Annotated in this window: 13 protein-coding genes and 1 tRNA gene; 8 read left to right on the top strand and 6 right to left on the bottom strand. The window is 71.0% G+C overall.

What is annotated here, in order from left to right:
- Complete coding sequence (gene argS, locus IW248_RS30955) at nt 1–1,668, bottom strand: arginine--tRNA ligase (protein WP_196929721.1); 1,668 nt, start codon at nt 1,666–1,668, stop codon at nt 1–3.
- A 97-nt stretch (nt 1,669–1,765) separates the two neighbouring features.
- Here argS and IW248_RS30950 point away from each other — a divergent pair, with 97 nt between their 5' ends.
- The 5 genes from IW248_RS30950 to IW248_RS30930 all read left to right on the top strand — a co-directional run bounded on the left by IW248_RS30950 (nt 1,766) and on the right by IW248_RS30930 (nt 5,693).
- The gene (locus IW248_RS30950) at nt 1,766–2,569 is read left to right on the top strand and encodes a thioredoxin-like domain-containing protein (protein ID WP_196929720.1); all 804 of its coding nucleotides are present in this window, start codon (nt 1,766–1,768) and stop codon (nt 2,567–2,569) included.
- Nucleotides 2,570–2,577: 8 nt separating this feature from the next.
- The gene (locus tag IW248_RS30945; protein ID WP_124820704.1) at nt 2,578–3,246 is read left to right on the top strand and encodes a DUF305 domain-containing protein; all 669 of its coding nucleotides are present in this window, start codon (nt 2,578–2,580) and stop codon (nt 3,244–3,246) included.
- Between the two features lie 972 nt (nt 3,247–4,218).
- Nucleotides 4,219–4,911, top strand: coding sequence for a winged helix-turn-helix domain-containing protein (locus tag IW248_RS30940; RefSeq protein ID WP_196929719.1), 693 nt, complete (start codon nt 4,219–4,221; stop codon nt 4,909–4,911).
- 153 nt (nt 4,912–5,064) lie between these two features.
- Nucleotides 5,065–5,136: transfer RNA gene (locus IW248_RS30935), tRNA-Arg, on the top strand.
- A gap of 95 nt (nt 5,137–5,231) precedes the next feature.
- Nucleotides 5,232–5,693: a hypothetical protein gene (locus tag IW248_RS30930; protein ID WP_196929718.1), complete on the top strand. Its 462-nt coding sequence runs from the start codon at nt 5,232–5,234 to the stop codon at nt 5,691–5,693.
- Between the two features lie 22 nt (nt 5,694–5,715).
- On the opposite strand, the gene IW248_RS30925 is transcribed toward IW248_RS30930, so the two are convergent.
- The 5 genes from IW248_RS30925 to IW248_RS30905 all read right to left on the bottom strand — a co-directional run bounded on the left by IW248_RS30925 (nt 5,716) and on the right by IW248_RS30905 (nt 11,583).
- Nucleotides 5,716–8,088, bottom strand: coding sequence for an ATP-binding cassette domain-containing protein (locus IW248_RS30925; RefSeq protein WP_196929717.1), 2,373 nt, complete (start codon nt 8,086–8,088; stop codon nt 5,716–5,718).
- Nucleotides 8,089–8,117: 29 nt separating this feature from the next.
- Entirely contained in the window at nt 8,118–8,528 is a 411-nt protein-coding gene (locus IW248_RS30920; protein ID WP_196929716.1) for a VOC family protein, read from the bottom strand.
- A gap of 5 nt (nt 8,529–8,533) precedes the next feature.
- On the bottom strand, nt 8,534–8,983 hold the full coding sequence (locus IW248_RS30915) for a helix-turn-helix transcriptional regulator (protein ID WP_196929715.1): 450 nt from the start codon (nt 8,981–8,983) through the stop codon (nt 8,534–8,536).
- A 124-nt stretch (nt 8,984–9,107) separates the two neighbouring features.
- Nucleotides 9,108–10,067 (bottom strand): DNA polymerase domain-containing protein, encoded by a 960-nt coding sequence (locus tag IW248_RS30910; RefSeq protein WP_196929714.1) that lies wholly within the window; start codon nt 10,065–10,067, stop codon nt 9,108–9,110.
- Between the two features lie 31 nt (nt 10,068–10,098).
- Nucleotides 10,099–11,583: an MFS transporter gene (locus IW248_RS30905; RefSeq protein WP_196929713.1), complete on the bottom strand. Its 1,485-nt coding sequence runs from the start codon at nt 11,581–11,583 to the stop codon at nt 10,099–10,101.
- 75 nt (nt 11,584–11,658) lie between these two features.
- On the opposite strand from IW248_RS30905, the gene IW248_RS30900 reads away from it, so the two are divergent.
- The 3 genes from IW248_RS30900 (at nt 11,659) to IW248_RS30890 (ending at nt 15,011) form a co-directional block, all read left to right on the top strand.
- Nucleotides 11,659–12,093 carry a winged helix-turn-helix transcriptional regulator gene (locus IW248_RS30900; RefSeq protein ID WP_231396502.1) on the top strand — a complete coding sequence of 145 codons (435 nt, stop codon included), beginning with the start codon at nt 11,659–11,661 and terminating at the stop codon, nt 12,091–12,093.
- Between the two features lie 102 nt (nt 12,094–12,195).
- Nucleotides 12,196–12,783, top strand: a complete 588-nt coding sequence (locus IW248_RS30895; protein ID WP_124823146.1) for a TetR/AcrR family transcriptional regulator — start codon at nt 12,196–12,198, stop codon at nt 12,781–12,783.
- On the top strand, nt 12,783–15,011 hold the full coding sequence (locus tag IW248_RS30890) for an MMPL family transporter (protein ID WP_196929712.1): 2,229 nt from the start codon (nt 12,783–12,785) through the stop codon (nt 15,009–15,011). The genes IW248_RS30895 and IW248_RS30890 overlap by 1 nt, the downstream gene beginning before the upstream one ends.
- The last annotated feature ends 27 nt before the right edge of the window (nt 15,012–15,038 follow it).

Raw genomic sequence — 15,038 nt, 5'->3', positions numbered from 1 at the left:
TCACATCCTCTCGGGTGCGGAGACGCCGAGCAGGTACAGACCGTTGGCGATCACCGTACGGGTGGCGTTGTTGAGCCAGAGCCGGGCGCGGTGCAGGTCGGTGATCTCCTCGTCACCCAGCGGCAGCACCCGGCAGTTGTCGTAGAACCGGTGGTAGGAGGCGGCGACGCTCTCCTCCAGGTAGCGGGCCACCCGGTGCGGCTCCCGCAGCTCGGCGGCCGTCGCCACCACCGCCGGGAACTGGGCGAGTGCCTTGAGCAGCTCGTTCTCCTTCTCGTGATCGAGCAGCTCGGGGCGGAACGCCTCGGCGTCGCCCGGGACCAGCCCCACCTCGGCGGCGTTGCGGGCCACGCCCGCCGTCCGGGCGGCGACGTACTGCACGTAGTAGACCGGGTTGTCGCGGGTCGCCCGGGTCCACAGCTCGATGTCGATGTCGATCGGGGAGTCGCTGGAGTACCGGGCCAACGCGTACCGGGAGGCGTCCACGCCGATGGCGTCGACCAGGTCCTCCAGGGTGATCACGGTGCCGGCCCGCTTGCTCATCCGCATCGGGGCGCCGTCGCGCAGCAGGTTGACCAGCTGCCCGATGAGGATCTCCAGGTTGCGCTCCGGGTCGTCGCCGAAGCAGGCGGACATCGCCTTCATCCGGCCGATGTAGCCGTGGTGGTCGGCGCCCAGCATGATCACGACCCGCTCGAAACCGCGCTCGCGCTTGTCCAGGTAGTAGGCGCAGTCCGCGGCGAAGTACGTCCACTCGCCGTTGGACTTGCGCAGCACCCGGTCCTTGTCGTCGCCGAAGTCGGTGGTGCGCAGCCAGGTGGCGCCCTCGGACTCGTAGAGGTGCCCCTGCTCACGCAGCCGGTTCAACGCCAGGTCGAGCTCACCCCGGTCGTGCAGGTCCTTCTCGTTGAAGTAGGTGTCGAACTCCACCCCGAAGTCGCGCAGCGAGGTGCGGATCTCGTCGAACATCAGCGCGACGCCCTCGACCCGGAAGACCTCCTGGGCGGCGGCGTCGTCGAGCGAGCGCACCTCCGGCCGGCGGGCCTGCACCTCGGTGGCGATCTCGGCGATGTACGCCCCGCCGTAGCCGTCCTCCGGCGCCGGCTCACCCTTCGAGGCCGCGAGCAGCGAGCGGGCGAACCTGTCGATCTGCGAACCGGCGTCGTTGAAGTAGTACTCCGTGCCGACATCGGCGCCGGTGGCCCGCAGCAGCCGACTCAGCGCGTCACCCACGGCCGCCCAGCGAACCCCGCCGATGTGCACCGGCCCGGTCGGGTTGGCCGAGACGAACTCCAGGTTGATCTTCTCGCCGGCGAGCCGGTCACTGCGGCCGTACTCCGCTCCGGCCTCGACGATCACCCGCGCGAGCTGACCGGCCGCCGCGGCGTCGAGCCGGATGTTCAGGAAGCCCGGCCCGGCGATTTCCACCGATTTGACACCCGGCGCCCGGCCCAGCTCGTCGGCCAGAGCAGTAGCCAGCTCCCGGGGCGAGACGCCCACCTTCTTGCTCAACTGCAGCGCGAGCGTCGAGGCGTAGTCGCCGTGCTCGGGGTTGCGCGGGCGCTCCACCACCGTGCTCGCCGGCAACGCCGCGCGGTCGAGCCCACGCTGCTCGAAGACGGCGTGGGCGGCGGCAAGGACGACCGAGGCTAGTTCTGCAGGAGTCACCCAACCATGTTATCGGGGGTAGACTCGGGCACTCGGCGGCTCCCCTGCGCGTCATCCGGCCCGCCACTCCCCTGCCCGACCGACTTGACGAGGCACGATGAGCATCAGCACCCCGGGTGGCCCTGAGCGCCGCCCGACCGTGGTCAGCACCGGCAAGAAGCCGGCCGCAGGCCGGCCGGCGTCCGGCGCCAAGGCCGGTTCCGGCAAGCCGACGGGCACCCCCCGGGCCGGCGGCAAGGGCCCGCGCAAGCCGGTCACCCCGGTCAAGGTCAGCCAGGGCCGCGCCTGGGGGCCGATCGCGCTCTTCGTCGCTGTGGGCGTGCTCGCGGCCGGCATCATCGGGTACGGCGCCTGGGCGTCGTTCCAGGGCTCCAAGCCGTGGGACAAGCGGGCCAACGCCATCGACGGCATCGCCAACATCCGCAAGTCCGACCCGGACAGCCTGAAGTACGAGTCGCACAAGGCTGGCCCACTGACCTGGAACTACTCGCCGCCGGTGGGTGGGGTGCACAACGCCGCCTGGCAGAACTGCATGGGCGACGTGTACGACGCTCCGATCGCCAACGAGCACGCGGTGCACAGCCTGGAGCACGGCGCGGTGTGGATCACCTACCGCCCCGACCTGCCCAAGGACCAGGTCGACAAGCTCGCCAGCAAGGTGCGCGGTGTCGAGAAGACACTGATGAGCCCCTACGAGGGCCTGGACAAGCCGATCTCGCTGCAGGCCTGGGGCTACCAGCTCAAGGTCGACAACGCCGACGACTCGCGGATCGACGAGTTCATCAAGGACCTGCGGGTGAACGCCTCCGTCGAAGGCCCGACGGCGCTCTGCAACACCGGCATCACCGCCACCGGCACCACGCCGCGTGAGCTCCAGCAACAGCAACAGCCCACCCAGTAAGGACGGCAATGACCGCTCCGGCAACCACCGACAGCGACTACGACGAGATCCCGACCGCCCCGGACGAGGGGGGCCGGGCCCCGGCGTCGCGCTACGGAGTGCTGGCGCTCGCCATCATGGTGGTGGTGGGGCTCCTCCTCGGGTACGCGGGCGGTCTGCTCACCCCGCGGCTCACCCGACCCGGTGACGCCTCGGTCGAGGCGGGCTTCGCCCGGGACATGACGACCCACCACGCGCAGGCTGTGGAGATGAGCCTGATCGCGTACCGGTCGGCGACCCTCCCCGAGGTACGGCAAATCGCCGTCGACATCGCCACCGGTCAGCAGGGCGAAATCGGCGCGATGCAGACCTGGCTGCGCGAATGGGACCTCAGCCCGACCGGGTCGAAGCCGCCGATGTCGTGGATGTCCGACGGGGCCACCGTCAAGGACGGTCTGATGCCGGGCATGGCCACGCCGCAACAGATGACCGCCCTGCGCAACGCTCAGGGCATCGAGGTCGACAGGCAGTTCCTGACCCTGATGTACGACCACCACCTGGGCGGCATCCACATGATCGACGCGGCGCTCGGCGCGACCGACAACGCCGAGGTGGTGCGGGTGGCGAACACCATGAAGAACACCCAGCAGACCGAACTGAACAACCTCCGGCAGCTCCAGGCGCAGGCCAAGGGCTGACCGACCGGACGGCCGCACCAGGCCCGTGTCCCCGCCGATCTGTGGCGGTGACGCGGGCCGCACCATGTCGACACCAACACACCCCGCAGCTCGCCCCGCGCCGCCACCGACACGATCCCCACGCCCGGCCCCACCTCGCCCCCGGCCGCAGCCCCCACGCCCGGCCCCACCTCGGCCCCAGCCGCAGCCCACACCTCGGCCCCACCTCGCCCCGGCCGCAGCCCACACCTCGGCCCCACCTCGAGTCCGGCCGCAGCCCACACCTCGGCCCCACCTCGAGTCCGGCCGCAGCCCACACCTCGGCCCCACCTCGAGTCCGGCCGCAGCCCACACCTCGGCCCCACCTCGAGTCCGGCCGACCCCGGGCGCAGTCCCGGCCCCAGTCCCGGGGGCGCAGCTCTGGCTGCATGCCTTGGGCGCAGCCCTGGCCCGAGCCCTGGCTCTATGCCTTGATCGACTCGGTTTTCAGGAAACCGCGCTGTCCACGCGACCAAGACACCCCGACTTCCAGAAACCCGAGTCGATCAAGGCTGGACGAGCCATCCAGCCACCGACCTCGGCCGCCCAGTTGCCAGCCGCCGTTCGAGATCTTGGACACTTTCCGTCAGCTGCTGACGGAAAGTGTCCAAGATCTCGAACGCGGCTCCCGGGCTCCAGGGCTCCAGCGGCTCCCGGGCTCCAGGGCTCCAGCGGCTCCAGGGCTCCAGGGCTCCAGGGCTCCAGGGCTCCAGGGCTCCAGGGCTCCAGGGGCGATGATCGACTCGGTTTCAGGAAACCGGCGCTGTCCGCGCGATCGGGACACCCCGACTTCCAAGAAGCCGAGTCGATCTAGGCGCTGGACCGCCGCCTGTGGGGCAATAACGCCACTATGTCGCTTCTGGGTGTTTTGCGTGGCACAGGCGATTACGTTGCTTAGAGAGTTTTCTCCCCACATATCGTGACCAGTTGCGATTCGGGCTCGTTGCCCAAGACGTGGGGGTTGCACTCAGAGACGCACGGCGTTCGGTAACCAGTTGGTGCCGACGCCACACCATCGGTGGTGACGGGGCGGTGGCAGCCGTCCGTCGCGGACAGCGGCAGGGCGAGCCGGGAATGCTCAGCCGCGAACAGGAACTCGAGTTGATCGACATGCTCCGGGGTGTTCACCCCGACGAGTTCGGCCTGGACGAGGAGTTGTGGACGCGGCAGAGCCTCACCACGCTCATCCAGCGGCGCTTCGACCTGCCGTTGGACGCTGGCGCGGTCGGGGCGTACCTGCGGGCCTGGGGGTTGGGTCCGCGGGAGCCGCGCGAGCGGGCCTGCGGCCTCTGCGTGAGCGCGGTCGAGCGTTGGGTTCGTAGCGAGTACCCGGCGATCACCCGGGCCGCCCAGGAGCACCTCGCGGAGGTCTACTGGATCGGCCGGGTCCGGTTGCGCGGCACGATGCCGGCGGCCGACGTGATCTCCGCTGTCTCGTCTCGCGGTCGGGTGCGCTTCATGATCACCACGCCGACGGTGGACCCGCCGCTCCCCCGCGACTTCGTGTTGCGGCTCAGCGGGGAGGAGCAGCGCACCGTCCACCTGATCGTGGACGGCTCCTGGCCGCGCAACGAGTGGCCCCGCCGGCCCCCTCGGCGGATCGTCCTGCACCCACTGCCGAGCTGCGGGCGGGCGGTAGCCGCCTAAGCACCGGACACGGCCGGCCCGGACACGGCCAGCCCGAGACACGGCTGGGCCCGACACCGCCAGCCCGAGACACGGCCAGCCCGACACGATCGGCTCACCCAATACCGATTCGGCGTACGCAGGGGAGGTTTGCTAGTCTTCTCCAGTCGCTGAGCCCCCGTAGCTCAGGGGATAGAGCACCGCCCTCCGGAGGCGGGGGCGCAGGTTCGAATCCTGCCGGGGGCACACTTGCTAGCAAAGATCACCACGCGGGGCTCCTGACCAGGAATTCGGTCAGGGGCCTTCATCGTGTTGGCCGACCACCCGCCAGAATGTCGATCATGCTGTTTCTCGGGTTGCTCCTCGCCGCGCTGGGTGGGGCAGTCGCGGCGACCGCCCTCACCGTCCGTGGGTTCCGCGCGGTGTTGCGGAGCAACGAACGGGTGGGTCGCCTGCGGGCGGTAGCGCTTCTCGCCGGTGCGGCCACCGTCGCCGTGTACGCCTGGGGTCTGCTCCACCTCGGCTTCGCGGTCCTGCGGGCCGAGGACGGTGGGGCCGGGTCCTCCCCGATCGAACCCTGTCGTGAGGCCGGACCGCAGCTGGCAAGCCTGGTCGTCGGGTACGACGTCAGTGTCCTACCGCTCCGCTTCGGGTGCCGCCTCAGTGGTGGTGGCACGTACGTCACCTCGTCCGTGCCCGGGTACGTCAACCCGGCCGCGGCCGGGCTAGGTCTGGTCACCGCTACCTGCGGAGTCCTCGCCGCCAGGACGGCGCGTCCGACCGCCGGTGGCGTGAACGCGTGAACGGTCGACCGGAGGCGGCCGGTCAGGGGGCTATGTATGCCGCCAGGTGTTCGCCGGTGAGGGTGGAGCGGGAGGCGACAAGGTCGGCGGGTGTGCCCTCGAAGACGATGCGACCACCGTCGTGGCCGGCACCGGGGCCGATGTCGATGATCCAGTCCGCGTGCGCCATGACCGCCTGGTGATGCTCGATGACGATCACCGACTTGCCGGCGTCGACCAGGCGGTCGAGCAGGCCGAGTAGTTGTTCGACGTCGGCCAGGTGCAGGCCGGTGGTCGGCTCGTCGAGGACGTAGACGCCGCCCTTCTCAGCCATGTGGGTGGCCAGCTTGAGTCGTTGCCGTTCCCCGCCGGAGAGGGTGGTGAGCGGCTGACCCAGGCTCAGGTAGCCGAGCCCGACGTCGGCGAGCCGATCGAGGATGGCGTGCGCTGCCGGCGTACGCGCCTCGCCGGCGCCGAAGAACTTCTCGGCCTCCGTCACCGACATCGCGAGCACCTCGCTGATGTCGCGACCGCCGAAGCGGTATTCCAGGACCGACGCCTGGAACCGCTTGCCCTCGCAGTCCTCGCAGGGTGCGGCGACCCCGGCCATCATCCCCAGGTCGGTGTAGATGACGCCGGCGCCGTTGCAGCTCGGGCAGGCGCCCTCGGAGTTGGCGCTGAACAGCGCCGGCTTCACCCCGTTGGCCTTCGCGAACGCCTTGCGGATCGGGTCGAGCAACCCGGTGTACGTGGCCGGGTTGCTGCGCCGTGAGCCGCGAATGGCGCCCTGGTCGATCGACACCACGCCGGCGCCGGCCGGGATCGACCCGTGCACCAGCGAACTCTTGCCGGAGCCGGCGACGCCGGTCACGACGACGAGCACCCCGAGGGGTACGTCGACGTTCACGTCCTGGAGGTTGTTGGCCGTGGCGCCGCGGATCTCCAGCTTGCCGGTGGGCGTCCGCGCCGTCTCCTTGAGGGCCGCCCGGTCGTCGAGGTGTCGGCCGGTGATGGTGCCGCTGGCCCGCAGGCCCTGCACGGTGCCCTCGTAGCAGACCGTCCCGCCGTCCGTGCCGGCTCCGGGCCCGAGGTCGACGACGTGGTCGGCGATGGCGATGGCCTCTGGCTTGTGCTCCACGACCAGCACGGTGTTGCCCTTGTCGCGCAGCTGGAGCAGCAGCTCGTTCATCCGTTGGATGTCGTGCGGGTGCAGCCCGATGGTCGGCTCGTCGAAGACGTAGGTGACGTCGGTGAGCGAGGAGCCGAGGTGGCGGATCATCTTGGTGCGCTGCGCCTCGCCGCCGGAGAGGGTGCCCGACGGCCGATCGAGCGACAGGTAGCCCAGGCCGATCTCCTCGAACGAGTCGAGGAGGTGTTGCAGGCCCGCCAGTAGCGGGGCCACCGACGGCTCTTTGATCCCGCGCACCCAGGCGGCCAGGTCACTGATCTGCATCGCGCAGGCGTCGGCGATGTTCTTTCCCTTGATCTTCGATGACCTGGCCTCCTTGCTGAGCCGGGTGCCGGCACACTCGGGGCAGGTCGTGAAGGTCACCGCGCGCTCCACGAAGGCGCGGATGTGCGGCTGCAACGCGTCGATGTCCTTGGCGAGGAAGGACTTCTGGATCGACGGGATCAGGCCCGCGTACGTCAGGTTGATCCCATCGATTTTGATCTTGGTCGGCTCCCGGTGGAGCAGGTCGTGCAGCTCCCGCTTGTTGAACTTGGCGATCGGCTTGTCCGGGTCGAAGTAGCCGCAGCCCCGGAAGATCCGGCCGTACCAGCCCTCCATGCTGTAACCCGGGATGGTGATCGCGCCCTCGTTGAGCGAGAGGTTGTCGTCGTAAAGCGCCGACAGGTCGATGTCGGTCACAGCGCCCATGCCCTCGCACCGCGGGCACATGCCGCCGAGACGGTTGAAGGTCGCCTTCTCGGTCTTCGTCTTGCCGGCGCCGCGATCGACGGTGATCGCACCTGTCGCCTTCACCGAGGGGACATTGAAGGAGTACGCGTTGGGCGAGCCGATCTGTGGCTGCCCGAGCCGGCTGAACAGGATGCGCAGCATCGCGTTGGCGTCGGTGGCGGTGCCGACGGTGGAGCGGGAGTTGGCGCCCATCCGCTCCTGGTCGACGATGATCGCCGTGGTCAGGCCGTCCAGTAGGTCGACCTCGGGCCGCGCCAACGTCGGCATGAAGCCCTGCAGGAAGGCGCTGTAGGTCTCGTTGATCATCCGCTGGGACTCGGCCGCGATGGTGCCGAACACCAGCGAACTCTTACCGGAGCCGGAGACACCGGTGAAGACCGTCAGCCGCCGCTTCGGGATCTCGACGTCGACGTCCTTGAGGTTGTTCACGCGCGCGCCCTGCACGCGGATCAGGTCATGACTGTCGGCGACGTGCGGCTTGCTGGCCGTGCTCATCGTGTCTCCCTGTGTCGGGCGCGGACGGTTCAGCGCACTTCCTGGATGCGGACCATGTTGCCCGCCGGGTCGCGGAAGGCACAGTCGCGCACGCCGTACGGCTGCTCGGTCGGCTCCTGGACCACCTCGGCGTCGCTGGCCTCCACCTTGGCGAAGGTGGCGTCGAGGTCGGTGGTGGCCAGGTTGACGCCGAAGTAGCTGCCCTTGGCCATCAGCTCAAGGATGGTCTGCCGCTCGTCGTCGGTGAGGCCGGGGTTGGCGGTTGGTGGGTGCAGGACGATGGCGGTGCTGGGCTGGCCGACCGGCCCGACCGTGATCCACCGCATCCCCTCGTAACCGACGTCGAGGCGGACCTCGAAACCGAGGATGTCGCGGTAGAAGACCAGCGAGGCCTCCGGGTCGGTGTGCGGGAGGAAGCTTGAGTGAATGGTGATGTCCATGCTGGTCACGCTAGTTGCGCTGCGGTGACCCGCGCTTCTCGATTCCTGACCGGTCTGGTCACCTGCTTCGCCACGCACGACGGCATGCCCGCCGTCGCCTGCGCCGCCTGCCGCCGGTAGACGCTCGGCGGCACCCCCACCAACTCCGTGAAGCGGGTGCTGAAGGTGCCCAGCGACGAACAACCGACAGCGAAACAGACGTCGGTGACGCTCAGGTCGCCGCGGCGCAGCAGGGCCATCGCCCGCTCGATCCGTCGGGTCATCAGGTAGCTGTAGGGGGATTCGCCATAGGCGAGCCGGAACTCGCGGCTGAGGTGCCCGGCCGACATGTGCGCGCCGCGGGCGAGCGCCTCGACGTCCAGCGGCTGCGCGTACTCCCTGTCGATCCGGTCGCGGACCCGGCGCAGCCGCGCCAGGTCGCCCAGTCGCTGCGTCGCGTCGGGTTTGCTGCTCACCTGGGAAATCGTGCCACAACCCACCGACAATCGACCGCTCGCCGGACGCGAGCGGGGCCGAGCCGGGGCCGAACGCGGGTCGAGCCGGGGCCGAACGCGGGCCGAGCGGCGGCCGACGAGTCGGTCAGCCGGCCTCGCGGCGGGCGCGGGCCCGGCGCTTCCCCTCGTGCATGGCCTGCACCCGGGCCACCGGGATGGTCCGGCCCTCGGCTACCAGATCGGCGGGGAGCGGTTGCGGGGCCGGCATCAACGCGGCCCACGGATCGCCGTCGGCGAGCAGCGACGGCGCGGTCCGGATGGTGAAGTCGGCGGGGGTCACCTCGGTCAGGTCGGCCCAGTCGACCGGGAACGAGACCGGCATCCCGGGGCGCAGCCGGGGGCTGTACACGGCTGCGACGGTCGCCCCGCCCGCGCGGGTGGCGTCCACGAAGACCCGGCCACCCCGGTCCTCCTTGATGTACGCCGTGGTGGCCACCACCGGGTCGAGCCGTTCGGCGCGGACGGCGAGCGCCCGGGTGGCGGCGGCCAACTCCTCGGCCGTGGCCTCGGCGGTCACCGGCACGAAGACGTGCACGCCCTTGGCGCCGCTGGTCTTGACCGCACCAGCCAGGCCGGCGTCGGCGAGCGCCTGGCGGACCAGCAGGGCCGCGGCGACCGCCGCGCGGAACCCGTCACCGTCCGGCGGGTCCAGGTCCAGGATCAGGTGGGTCGGGCGGTGCAGGTCCGCGACGGTGGCCAGCGTCGGGTGGTACTCCACCGCACGTTGGTTGGCGAACCAGAGCAGGGTACGGCGGTCGTCGCAGAGGGCGTACGAGATTTCCCGGTGCGACGCCTCGGCCCAGACCGGCGCCCGGCGGACCCAGTCCGGGGTGTAGCGGGGCAGGTTCTTCTGCATGAACGGCGGCTGGCCGGGGCGGACCCTGATCACCGACAGCGGCCGGCCCCGCAGGTGCGGGAGGATCCGGTCCCCGACCGCGTCGAGGTAGTCGACCAGGTCACGCTTCGTCGCGTCATCGCGGTCGGACAGCGGCTGGTCCAGGTTGGTCAGGGCCACGCCGTCCCGGGTCTCGTCAGCCTCACTCACCCGACCACCCTCCCGGGCTGACTGCCGTCGGTCAACCGGACGCGGCGCTTCGGTACGGATCGGTTTCGGCGCCCACAGCGGCCGGGCCCGACGGGTCGGCGGCCGACGACGGCCCGGCCGCGCGTCGGGGCACTGTGGTCAGCGCCACCAGCCACGCGGCGACGACGAGGCCGGCGGCCACGGCGAACGCGGTCCGGTAGCCGCCGGCGAGCGCGGCGGTCTCGGCCCAACCGGCGGCCCGCAGCCCGTCGCTGCGGGCGGCGGCCAGGGTGGCCAGCGCGGCCAGGCCGACGGCGCCGCCGACCTGTTGGGTGGTGTTGGCCAGGCCGGAGGCGAGCCCGGCGTCCGTGTCGGTAGCGCCGGCCATGGCCAGTGTGGTGACCGCCGGCAGGGTCAGGCCGCCAGCCACCCCGAAGATCAACATCGCCGGGAGTACGTCGACGACGTAGGCGCCGTCGGCGGGCAGCCGGGCGAGGAGGAGGAAGCCGAATGTCGCCAGGACGAGCCCGACCAGCAGGACGCTCCGGGCACCCCAGCGGGCGATCAGCCGACCGGCCAGGCCGAGCGAGACCACGGCGATCACGACAGGGGTGGGTAGGAAGGCCCAGCCGGTCGCGGCGGCGTCCAGCCCCAGCACCAGTTGCAGCTCCACGGCGAGCAGGAACTGGAAACCGAAGTACGCGCAGACCATGAGGAACTGCACGGCGTTCGCCGCCACCAGACCCCTGACGCGCAGCACCCGGGACGGCACCAGCGGGGTCGCCGCCACCCGTTGGCGCAGCGCGAACCCGCCGAGCAGCAGCGCCGCGAGGGCCACCGCGCCGAGCGTCCGAGGGCTGGTCCAGCCGTGCTCGCCCGTTCCCACGATGCCCAACACGGCGGCCATCAGACCGGCGGTGGCGAGCAGCGCGCCGGGCACGTCCAGGCCGCCCCGCAGGCCGATCCCCCGTTCGGCCGGGAGCCGGCGGAGGGCCGCAATGAGGATGGCCGCTCCGATCGGCACGTTGACCAGGAAGATCGTCCGCCATCCGGCGGCCTGGGTGAGCACCCCTCCGGCAACGGTGCCGACCGACGCGCCGGCCGCCCCGGTGAAGCTGAAGACGGCGATGGCACGGGCCCGCTCGGCCGGTTCGGGATAGAGCCGGACGATCATGCCGAGGCTGACGGCCATGGCCAGCGCCCCGCCGACGCCCTGCCCGAACCGCGCGCCCACCAGCAGGGCCGGCCCGGTGGCGACCGCGCAGGCCAACGAGGCCACTGTGAACAGCGCGACACCGGCCAGGAAGACCCCGCGCCTGCCCAGCAGGTCGCCGAGGCGGCCGGCGAGCAGCAGCAGCCCGCCGAACGCGACCAGGTAGGCGTTGACCACCCAGGCCAGGCCGGCGGCCGTGAAGCCCAGGTCGCGTTGTACGGCGGGCAGCGCCACCGCGACGACTGTGCCATCCAGGATGATCATCAGGCTGCCGGCGCAGAGCACCAGCAACGCCGGCCAGCGGGATGGGACGACACGTTCCATGGAACCCCTCCTTGGTGCACGGTTTGTTACCGAGGTCATCGTCTGTGACCATGAACCGGAGCGGAAGGAGGCACTTTGATGTCCCAGAGGAACAGCGATGTGTCCGCGCTGGTCGAGGCCGAGCTGACCTGCGCGGCCGAGAAGGTGCCGTTCACCCCGGGCCAGGCTCGGGCGTGCACCGTCCGCGAGGTGCTCGACCGGGTCGGCGGCAAGTGGAGCATCGGCATCCTGGTGGCCGCCTCGCACGGGCCGGTGCGCTTCACCGAGCTGGAGCGGCACATCGAGGGCATCAGCCGCCGGATGCTCACGCTGACGTTGCGCAACCTGGAACGGGACGGCCTGCTGCGCCGCACCGTCTATCCGACCGTCCCGCCCAAGGTCGAGTACACCGCCACCCCGATGGCGCTGGAGCTCTACGAGTCACTTGTCGCGCTGACCAGCTGGGCCGAGCGGCACCGCCGGGCCATCGCCGAGGCGCGGACCGCGTACGACGCCCAGCACACCGGATAAACCGAGCCAGGGGTGTGGTGAACACCACCGCTTCCGTCTGACCGATCGGTCAGGGTCTGACCGATCGGTCAGGCATGCTGGTCTGCGGGAGGTGGACCAGACATGGTCAGAGCGGTACCCGACACGCACGGCGAGATCCTCGCCGCGGCGGCGCGGCAGTTCACGGTGACCGGCTACCGGGGCACCTCCCTGCAGGACATCGCCCGGGAGGTCGGCTGCTCCAAGGCCACGGTGCTCTACCACTTCGCCAACAAGGAAGCCCTGCTCGCCGAGCTGATGGCCCCCGCGATCGAGGTGCTCCGCGACCTCGACGACCAGCTCAACGGCCTGACCGGGGCAGCCGCCCAGGACGTCGCCGCACAGGGCTTCGTCGACCTCGCGGTCCGGTTCCGGCGGGAGATCGCCGTACTGCGCGGCGAGTTCCCGGAGCTGCTGTGCCAACCCGCCTTCGCGCACATCCAGCAGATCTCCGATCGGCTGCGGGACGCGCTGGCCGGGCACTCCGACCGGCCAGGCGCCCGGATCGCCGCGCTGGTGCTTCTCGCCGGCATCTCCGAGGCATGCGCCGAGTTCACCGACATCCCCGACGACGAACTGCGCCCCGCCCTGCTCACCCTCGCCCGGCGGGCCGTCGAACCCGTCGACGCACCCCTGCCCCATCCACCCACGACCGAGGACAAGGACTCCTGATGGCCACCCTGCTCTACCGGCTCGGCCGGGGCGCGTTGCGCCGGCGACGGCTCGTCGTCGCGCTCTGGCTCGTCGTACTCGTCGTCGCCGGCCTGGCCGCGGCGACCCTGCGCGGCCCGACGGCGAGCAACTTCACGATGCCCGGCACCGAGAGCCAGCGCGCGCTCGACCTGCTCGCCGACCAGTTCCCCGCGGCCAGCGGCGCCACCGGCACCATCACCGTCAAGGCGCCCGCCGACGGCCAACTGGCCACCCCGCAGGGTCAGGCCGTGGTGCAGGAGCTAGTCCAGCAGGCGTCGACACTGCCCGGCGTGGTCGGCGCGGTCAACCCGCTCCAGGTCGGCGCGGTCTCGCCCAACGGCCGGTACGCGCTGGTCCAGGTCCAGTTCGCCACCGGCGGGGACGACGTGACCGACGAGCAGCGCACCGCGTACGAGCAGGTTGGCGCTGCGGCCAAGGCACAGGGCTGGCAGGTCGCCCCCGGCGGCGAGGTGCTCGGCGGCGAGCCGGAGATCGGCTCTACCGAGGCGCTCGGCGTCCTGGTCGCCGCCATCGTTCTGATCATCACGTTCGGTTCCCTGGTCGCCGCCGGTATGACGATGCTCAACGCGCTGATCGGCGTGGGCGCCGGAATGGCCGGGCTGTTCGCGTTGAGCGGCGTCGTCCAGCTCACCAGCACCGCACCGATCCTGGCGTTGATGCTCGGTCTCGCGGTCGGCATCGACTACTCGCTCTTCATCACCTCCCGGCACCGGCAGAACCTGCTCGACGGCCTGTCCCCGGAGGAGGCGGTCGGCCGGGCCGTGGGCACCGCCGGCTCGGCAGTGGTCTTCGCCGGCGCCACAGTGGTCATCGCCCTGGCCGGGCTCGCCGTGGTGAACATCCCGTTCCTCACCGTGATGGGTCTCGCCGCCGCCGGCACGGTCACCGTCGCCGTACTCGTCGCCATCACCCTCCAGCCGGCGCTGCTCGGCTTCGCCGGTCGCCGGGTGCTCCCCCGCCGACTGCGCGCCGTCCCCACCGACGGCACCGCAGCTCAGGAGGACGACGCCGACGTCACCGACCGACCGGCCGCAGCGACGACGCCCACGACCGACGACCGCAACGGGTTCGGCTTCCGCTGGGCGCGACTGATCACCCGGTTCCGCGTACCTGTCATCCTGGTCGGCCTGCTCGGCCTGGGGCTGCTCGCGCTGCCCACGCCGGACATGCGGCTGGCCCTGCCGGGCGCCGCGACGGCCGCCGTCGGCTCGCCCGCCCGGGTGGCCAACGACCTGACCGTCGAGGGCTTCGGAGCGGGCTTCACCGGCCGGCTCGCGGTGGTGGTCGCCGGTGACACACCGCAGGCCACCGCGGCCGCCGTGCCGCAGGTCACCGCCCTGCTCCAGCGCACCGAGAACGTCCTCGCGGTGGCACCGCCCCAGCTCAGCCCGGACGGACGGACCGCACTGCTCGGCGTGGTGCCGAAGACCGGCCCGACCGACGAGGCCACCGAGACCCTGGTGCATGACATCCGTGGCGCGGTGAGCGGTATCCCCGACGCGGACGTGCTGCTCACCGGCGTCACCGCCATCGGCATCGACGTCTCCGAGAAGCTGTCCGACGCGCTACCGATCTACCTGCTGCTGGTGGTCGGGCTCTCGGTGCTGCTGCTGATGCTGGTGTTCCGCTCGCTGCTGGTGCCGGTCAAGGCAGCGCTGGGCTTCCTGCTCACCGTCGCCGCCACGTTCGGCATCACGGTGGCGGTCTTCCAGCAGGGGCACCTCGCCGACCTCGTCGGCCTGGACACGCCCGGCCCGCTGATCAGCTTCCTGCCGATCCTGCTCATCGGCATCCTGTTCGGGCTCGCCATGGACTACGAGGTGTTCCTGGTGTCCCGGATGCGGGAGGACTTCGTTCACGGTGAAACCGCCCGACAGGCCACCATCAGCGGCATGGGGCACGGCGCACGGGTGGTCACGGCCGCCGCGCTGATCATGATGTCGGTCTTCGGGGGCTTCGTCTTCCTGGAGGACCCGGTGATCAAGTCGATGGGCTTCGCGCTCGCCATCGGCGTCGCCATCGACGCGTTCGTGGTCCGGATGACCATCGTCCCGGCGGTGATGTCGCTCCTCGGCGACCGCGCCTGGTGGTTGCCCCGCTGGCTCGACCGCGCCCTGCCCAACGTGGACATCGAAGGCGAGGGCCTCCGCACCCACCTGGAAGACCGCACCCCAACCCGCGTCTAACCCGCCCGTAATTGGAGGTGTGGTGCC

Source organism: Micromonospora ureilytica (assembly GCF_015751765.1).
GTDB classification, from domain to species: Bacteria; Actinomycetota; Actinomycetes; order Mycobacteriales; family Micromonosporaceae; genus Micromonospora; species Micromonospora ureilytica.
Note: the sequence above shows the minus strand (reverse complement) of the source record. Positions and strands in the feature narration are given on the sequence as shown.

Coding starts and splice junctions, on each gene's coding strand:
- IW248_RS30950 (WP_196929720.1), top strand. CDS start 1,766: ATGAGCATCAGCACCCCGGGTGGCCCTGAGCGCCGCCCGACCGTGGTC.
- IW248_RS30945 (WP_124820704.1), top strand. CDS start 2,578: ATGACCGCTCCGGCAACCACCGACAGCGACTACGACGAGATCCCGACC.
- IW248_RS30930 (WP_196929718.1), top strand. CDS start 5,232: ATGCTGTTTCTCGGGTTGCTCCTCGCCGCGCTGGGTGGGGCAGTCGCG.
- IW248_RS30925 (WP_196929717.1), bottom strand. CDS start 8,088: ATGAGCACGGCCAGCAAGCCGCACGTCGCCGACAGTCATGACCTGATC.
- IW248_RS30920 (WP_196929716.1), bottom strand. CDS start 8,528: ATGGACATCACCATTCACTCAAGCTTCCTCCCGCACACCGACCCGGAG.
- IW248_RS30905 (WP_196929713.1), bottom strand. CDS start 11,583: ATGGAACGTGTCGTCCCATCCCGCTGGCCGGCGTTGCTGGTGCTCTGC.
- IW248_RS30895 (WP_124823146.1), top strand. CDS start 12,196: ATGGTCAGAGCGGTACCCGACACGCACGGCGAGATCCTCGCCGCGGCG.
- IW248_RS30890 (WP_196929712.1), top strand. CDS start 12,783: ATGGCCACCCTGCTCTACCGGCTCGGCCGGGGCGCGTTGCGCCGGCGA.